The 6,452-nt window shown below is 68.5% G+C and carries 6 protein-coding genes; all 6 read right to left on the minus strand.

Annotation, left to right across the window (positions count from 1 at the left end; translation table 11 throughout):
- The coding region (locus ACNPM4_RS12490) for an aminotransferase class I/II-fold pyridoxal phosphate-dependent enzyme (RefSeq protein WP_448985899.1) at positions 1–529 on the minus strand (529 nt) is incomplete at its 3' end.
- Positions 530–540: 11 nt separating this feature from the next.
- Positions 541–1,902, minus strand: coding sequence for an aminotransferase class I/II-fold pyridoxal phosphate-dependent enzyme (locus ACNPM4_RS12495; protein WP_448985900.1), 1,362 nt, complete (start codon positions 1,900–1,902; stop codon positions 541–543).
- Between the two features lie 104 nt (positions 1,903–2,006).
- A complete protein-coding gene (locus ACNPM4_RS12500; RefSeq protein ID WP_448985901.1) occupies positions 2,007–3,386 on the minus strand; it encodes a flavin monoamine oxidase family protein in 1,380 nt (459 codons plus the stop codon).
- Between the two features lie 124 nt (positions 3,387–3,510).
- Positions 3,511–4,323, minus strand: a complete 813-nt coding sequence (locus ACNPM4_RS12505; protein ID WP_448985902.1) for an ABC transporter permease — start codon at positions 4,321–4,323, stop codon at positions 3,511–3,513.
- 7 nt (positions 4,324–4,330) lie between these two features.
- Positions 4,331–5,158, minus strand: a complete 828-nt coding sequence (locus ACNPM4_RS12510; protein ID WP_029262205.1) for an ABC transporter permease — start codon at positions 5,156–5,158, stop codon at positions 4,331–4,333.
- 74 nt (positions 5,159–5,232) lie between these two features.
- Positions 5,233–6,420, minus strand: a complete 1,188-nt coding sequence (locus tag ACNPM4_RS12515) for an extracellular solute-binding protein (RefSeq protein ID WP_372469014.1) — start codon at positions 6,418–6,420, stop codon at positions 5,233–5,235.
- Positions 6,421–6,452 lie beyond the last annotated feature (32 nt).

Genomic DNA, 6,452 nt, shown 5'->3' on the forward strand with positions numbered 1-6,452 from the left:
TCGCCGCGGTGTGCGGGCCGATCAGCGACTCCATCGCCGCGAGGTCGGGCATCCAGCCTTCGGACTCGACACAGGGGTAGTGCACCGGCTGCCCTCCGGAGAGCACGGTCGATGCGGTCCACAGCGGATAGTCCGGGCTCGGGATCAGCACCTCGTCGCCCGGCTCCAGCAAGGCCTGCAGAGTGAGTCCGACAAGCTCGGAGACGCCGTTGCCGACCGTGATGTCGTCGATCGAGAGAGCGGGGAAACCGCGGCGGCGGGCGTAGTGCGCAGCGATCGCCTCGCGGGTCTCGGGCAGGCCGGCCGATTCCGAGTACCCGTGCGCGTGCGGGAGCGCGGAGCGCAGTGCCTCGACGATGGCCGGCGGAGCCTCGAATCCGAAGGGCGCCGGGTTGCCGATGTCGAGCCGCAGGATGGACTCACCGCTGCGCTCGAGTTCGGCTGCGCGTGCCGCGACGGGGCCGCGGAGGTCGTACAGCACACCCTCCAGCCGGGAGGAGCGTCCGATTCGATACTCGGCTTCGGCCATCCCACCCGCCCTCATGACTCCGCTCCCGTCCCGCGGGTGCCGGCGATGGCACCGGCGAGGTCGTCGACGAGGCGCTGCGTGTCGGCCTCGTCGAGGTCGTGCACGGTCAGACGCAGGTGCGTGTCACCGGACGAGCCGTCAGGATCGAGCGCGAACTCCGCACCGGAGCGGGCGAGCCAGCCCCGCAACGCGAGACGACGGGACACCTCGGCGGTATCGCCCTGGACGTCGACCCAGACGTTGAGCCCGTCGTCGCCCTGCGCGTGCACTCCCCGTGCTGCCAGCTGCGCGACGAACGCGCGGTTGCGTGCCGCGTAGTGTGTGCCGGCGTCGGCGATCAGGCTCTGCGTGGCGGCATCGCGCAGCATTCCGGCGGCGAGCCGCTGCATCACATGGCTCACCCACATCGTGCCGGGGCTGAGCCGCAGGGCGAGCCTGTTGGCGGTGACCGGATCGGATGCCGTGACTGCGAGGCGCATGTCGGGTCCGAGGAACTTCGACACCGAGCGCACGAGCGCCCACCGCTGGTGCGCGGGAGCGATGATGCTGGAGTACGGCGTGGTCGAGAGCAGCGAGAAATGGTCGTCTTCGATGACCAGCACGTGCGGGTGCTCGGCGAGCACCTCGCGAAGCGCCATCGCCCGCGCCGCACTGATGCCGACACCGGTCGGGTTGTGCGCGCGCGGCGTGCAGACGATCGCGCGGGCGCCGCTCTCCAGTGCGGTGCGCAGCCCCTCGACGGTCATCCCCTCGCGGTCGACGGGGATCGCGACGGGCGCGTACCCCGCCAGGCGTGCGGTGTGGATGCTGGAGAGGAAGCACGGGTCTTCGAGGCCGACGCGGTCGCCCTGCACCAGGCTCTGGGCGAGCAGGCGTTCGACGGCGTCCACGGCCCCGGCGGTGATCGACAGACGGAAGGGTCGAGGGTGGTCGGCGGCGATCCACTCCGTGGCCCATTCGGCCAGTGCGGGATCGATCACGGACTCGCCGTAGAGCACGTGGGCGGGCTCGATACCGGCGAAGGCGGCGGCGAGGTCGGGAAGGTGCGCGGCATCGGGGTTGCCGCTCCCGATGTCGCGCAGCACGGTCCCCGCGGTGAAGCCCTCGTCGGGGTTCTGCGCGGGACCGAGCACCGTCGTGCCGGTGCGGCCGCCCGTGATCGCGATGCGCGCGGTGACCAGCGAGCGGTAGGCCGCGAGCACCGTGTTGCGGTTGACGCCGAGGCGGGCGGCGAGGGCCCGGACCGAGGGGAGGTGATCGCCGGGGGCGAGCTCGCCGCGATCGACGAGATCGCGCACGCTCTCCGAGATCTCGGCGGCGGTGGCGCCCGCGATGCGGTCGGAGACGTCGTCGCGATCGCGTGCCTGTGCCATGGCTCGACGCTATTCGAGATTTTGACCTATGTCAAAGTCGCGCCGAGGCGGCAGAGGAGCGGGACGTGCGCCACCGGCCCCGCTCCTCCCCTACTCCCGCGCCGCTACGACGCGACCAGCACCGCCTGCGCCGCTTCGAGCCCGCTGGAGTGCGCGCTCGCGACCGAGCTCTTGATCGCCCCGGCCCAGAACAGCGTGTCCTTCGCCGGCCGGTAGATCGTGTCCTGATCCCGCTCGCCGGTCGCATACGCCCCGAGGGCGAACTCGTCGTCGCGCCAGTCGTAGTTCGACGCGTTCACGTAGTCCAGCCCCTGGTCGCCGGCGAGCTTGCGCACTCCGGCGAGCGCCGCGTCGAACCGCTCCCTCTCCGGAAGCGCGAGCAGCTCCCGCGCGCGATCCCCGGTGTCCCAGGCCACGATGAGCTGGCCGTCGTAGCCGGGCATCCCGGTGGACTCGTCCCAGAACTGGCAGGGACCCTCGTCGTGCTGGTTCACCATGTCGAAGCTCTCCGGGCGCACCGGGTGGTCGAACTCGAGGATGGTCTTGTACGCGACGGTCTGCTTCACCGCGTCGATGGCCGCCATCCGGTCGTCCTCCAGCGGCGGCGAGAAGGTGATCGACTTCTTCTGCAGCACCCCGATGGGCACCGTGACGACGCAGGCATCCGCCTCGAACGTCTCGGATCCCGCCTGCACGCTCACTCCGGATCCGGAGTAGTCGATCGTCTCGATCGGCGTCTCCAACCGGACCTCCACGCCTTCCCCCACGGCGTTCAGGATGTCGACGTACGGCGCGAGCAGCTTGTAGTCACCGGCGTACCCGTCGGGCTCGATCACCCCGGTCTTCGACACCGTCAGGCAGGCGGTCAGCGTGTCGACGACACCGTAGGCCGGGTAGACGGCGAACTGCTCGGTGTCGACCTGGATGCCCAACAGCGCGAGCGGGTAGTTCGTCGGCGCGATGCCGAGGCGCTCCAGGTACTGCAGCGCCGACTCCTTCGCCGTCGGCTCCGGCAGCGGCACCGCGAGCGCGGGCGTGCCCTCGGGGAAGGCGTAGAAGTCGGGGGTATCCCAGCCGACCCAGGGCGTGCTCGGGCTGTAGCGGGAGAACTTGTTCTCGAACTTCCGCCCCTCGATCCCGAGCTTCTGCGCCCAGGCCCAGGTCTCGGTGTCCGGCCCGCCGTGACACAGCGATGCACCGCGCTCGTGCGGGATGCTCATCAAGGTGCGGTCGGTCCACAGGCGTCCGCCCACGCGGTCGCGCGCCTCGAGCACGATCACCTTCTTGCCGGCGTCCATCAGCTCCCGCGCGGCGGCCATGCCGGCGGACCCCGCCCCGATGACGATGACGTCGTAGGAGCCTCCTCCGCTCCCCGCGGACGGCGAGGGCGATGCCTCATCCGGGCCGCACCCGACGAGCATGATCGCGCCCGGTCCGAGCATCCCGCCCAGCACTGCACGCCGCGAGAAGACGACGTCACTCATGCGCTTTTCCATCAACGAACTCCTTTGATCGTGGAAGACCGAAAACTGCTGTGTGCCTGACTGCAGCCCCCTGCAGTCCCCCAGATCCGAGCGAGCGCCGCATCCGACGACGCCCGCGTCCGCGTCAGCCGCGCTCGTCGACCTCCTTCCCGAGCCGCTGTGAGATCCACACCGGGATGAAGGACGCGACGATGACGACCGTCGCGACGACGTTGACGACGTTGGCCTCATTGGGCCGGGCCATCTGGTTCATGATCCACAGCGGCAGGGTGTCGACGCCGGGAGGCGCCGTGAAGATCGTCACGTACACCTCGTCGAAGCTGAGGGCGAAGGCGAGGATGGCGCCGGCGATGAGCGCGCTGCGGAACTGCGGCAGCGTCACCAGCACGAATGTCTGCCACGGGCTCGCCCCGAGGTCCTTCGACGCCTCCTCGATGCCGGGGTTCATCCGTCGCAGCCGCGCGAGCACGTTGTTGAACACCATGACGATGCAGAAGGTGCCGTGCGCGATGATCATGCCGTAGAAGCCGACCTGGATGCCGATGGGCTCCAGGATCTGGTTGTACGTGTTGTTCAGGGCGACACCGGTGACGATGCCGGGCAGGGCGATCGGCAGCACCACGAGGAGGTTCACCGCACGCTGACCGAAGAACGAGGACCGCTGCAGCGCGAAGGCCACGAGCGTTCCGAGGATCACGGCGATCACGGTGGCACCGGAGGCGACGAGGACCGAGTTCAGCAGAGCCGCGCGCACCGGCTCGCTCGTGAACGCCTTCCCCCACCATTCGAGCGAGAACCCGGTGACCGGCCAGCTCACGATGCGCGCGGAGTTGAACGAGTTGAGCACGACGAGCGCGAGCGGGATGTACATGAACGCGAGCACGATCGCGACGATGACCCCGAGCACGACCTTGGAGGTGCGGGACAGTCTCAGCATGCGCGACTCACATCCTTTCCAGAGCACCGGTGCGCTGCACGCTCACCAGGTAGACGACGACGAAGGCGATCGGTACGAGCGAGTACGCGGCCGCCAGCGGCGGGTTCAGGTTGATGTTCGACGCGATCACGCTGCCGATCATCTGCGTGTCGCCGCCGACGAACCGGGCGACGAGGTAGTCACCCAGGCTCAGGGAGAACGTGAACACCGAACCCGCGATGAGGGCGGGCTTGATGAGCGGGAGCACGACCGAGACGATCGTGCGCCACGACCCCGCACCGAGGTCGGCGGAGGCGTCGAAGAGGTTGGGCGGCAGCTGTCGGATCGCGGTGTAGACGGGCACCGCCATGTACGGCAGCCACAGGTACGTGAGGGTCAGCACGACGGTCAGGATGCTGAAGCCGGGGCCGGAGAGCCCGAGGGGTGCGAGCAGCCAGTTCGCGAAGCCCTGCTCGGTGAAGGTGATGCGCATCGCGAGCACCTTCACCAGGTAGCCGGCCCAGAGCGGCAGGGTGATCGAGACCGCGAGGAGGGCCCGCAACCAGGGCGAGGCGACCTTCGCCATGAAGATGCCGAGGGGGACGGAGATGAGCACGGCGAGCACCGTCACGGCGAGCGCGATCCCGAGGGTGCGCAGCGAGGTCGACAGGTAGGCCGGATTGACGAAGAGCTGCTCGAAGTTGCGCAGCGTGAAACCGGGCTTCACCTTCGAGGTGAAGGGGTCGGTGATCCAGAAGGCGGTCACGAGGAGCATGACCAGCGAGAAGATGTAGATCCCGATGAGCCAGCTCATCGGAAGAGCGAGGAGCCCGGCGATGCGGAGGCGGCGCTTCATGTCGATCCCGTTCGTGGTGGCGGAAGATCTGCGGAGGTGAGGGGCGGGCCGGAAGACCCGCCCCTCGATGCGGCTCAGCCCTTGACCGAGAGCCAGGCGTCCGTCCACTGCTGGAAGTTCGTGCAGGTGACGTCGGTGCGGCCGTCGATGCACTGCTCGATCGGAGTCGTCCAGAACCAGACGTTCTTGAAGTACTCCTCGTCGGTGGCGTTGAAGTAGTCGCAGTGCGCCTTCGCCTCATCGCTGGTGTCGCAGAAGGCGGCGTTGGCGGGCGCCATGCCGAAGTTCATCGCGATCGCGCCGTTCACCTCCGGCGAAGACGAGTAGTCCATCCACGCGTAGGCGCAGTTCGGATTCTTCGACTCGGTCGCCATCATCCAGGCGTCCGACCATCCGGTCGAGCCCTCTTCCGGCAGCACACTCTTGAACTTGTCATCCTCGGTGAGCTTGCGCAGCACCTCCCACGACGTGCCGAGCACCGTGGTGCCGCCCGCGAACGAGGTGATCTGCGCGGCCGGGTCGGACCAGTACTCGGAGACGATGTCGTTCTGCTGCTTGAGCAGGTCGATCGCCGCATCCAGCTGCTTCTGGTCGAGCGCGTACGGGTTCGTGATACCGAGGTCGGGCTCGTGCGCCATCAGGTACACCGCGGCGTCGGCGATGTAGATCGGGGCGTCGTAGGCGATGACCTTGCCCGCGTAGGGGCTGTCCTCCTCCCACGCGATGTCCCAGCTGGTGGGCTCCTCGGTCACGACCTCGCTGTTGTACTGGAGGATGTTCGCGCCGCGACCGATCGGGATGCCGTAGGACTTGCCGTTGATGGTGTCGTAGATCTGACCCTTCATGCCCTCGACGATGTCGTCGCCGAAGTTCGGGATGAGCTCGAGGTTGAGCGGCTGCACGTCGCCACCGGCGATCAGGCGCAGGCTCGCGTCGCCCGAGGCGGAGACCAGGTCGTAGTCGCCGGTGCGCATGAGCTGGACCATCTCGTCGCTGGTGCCGGCGACGCGGCGGTTCACGACGCAGCCGGTCTCGGTGGTGAAGGCGTCGCTCCAGGCGGGCTCGACGAATCCACTCCAGGCGACGATGTTGACCTCGCCCTCGTAGTCGCCGAGCTCCTCCTGCATGGCGATGTCGGGAACGTCGATCTGGAGTCCGCCGCCCCCTTCGGCCGGCGTCTCCTCTCCGCCGGTGGAACAGCCGGACAGTGCCAGGGCGGCGACCGCGGTCATCGCCGCGGTGGCCAGGATCTTCTTACGCATGGATCGCTCCTTCGTGATCGGTGCTGCTGTGT

The sequence above is a fragment of the Microbacterium umsixpiens genome (genome assembly GCF_053543675.1).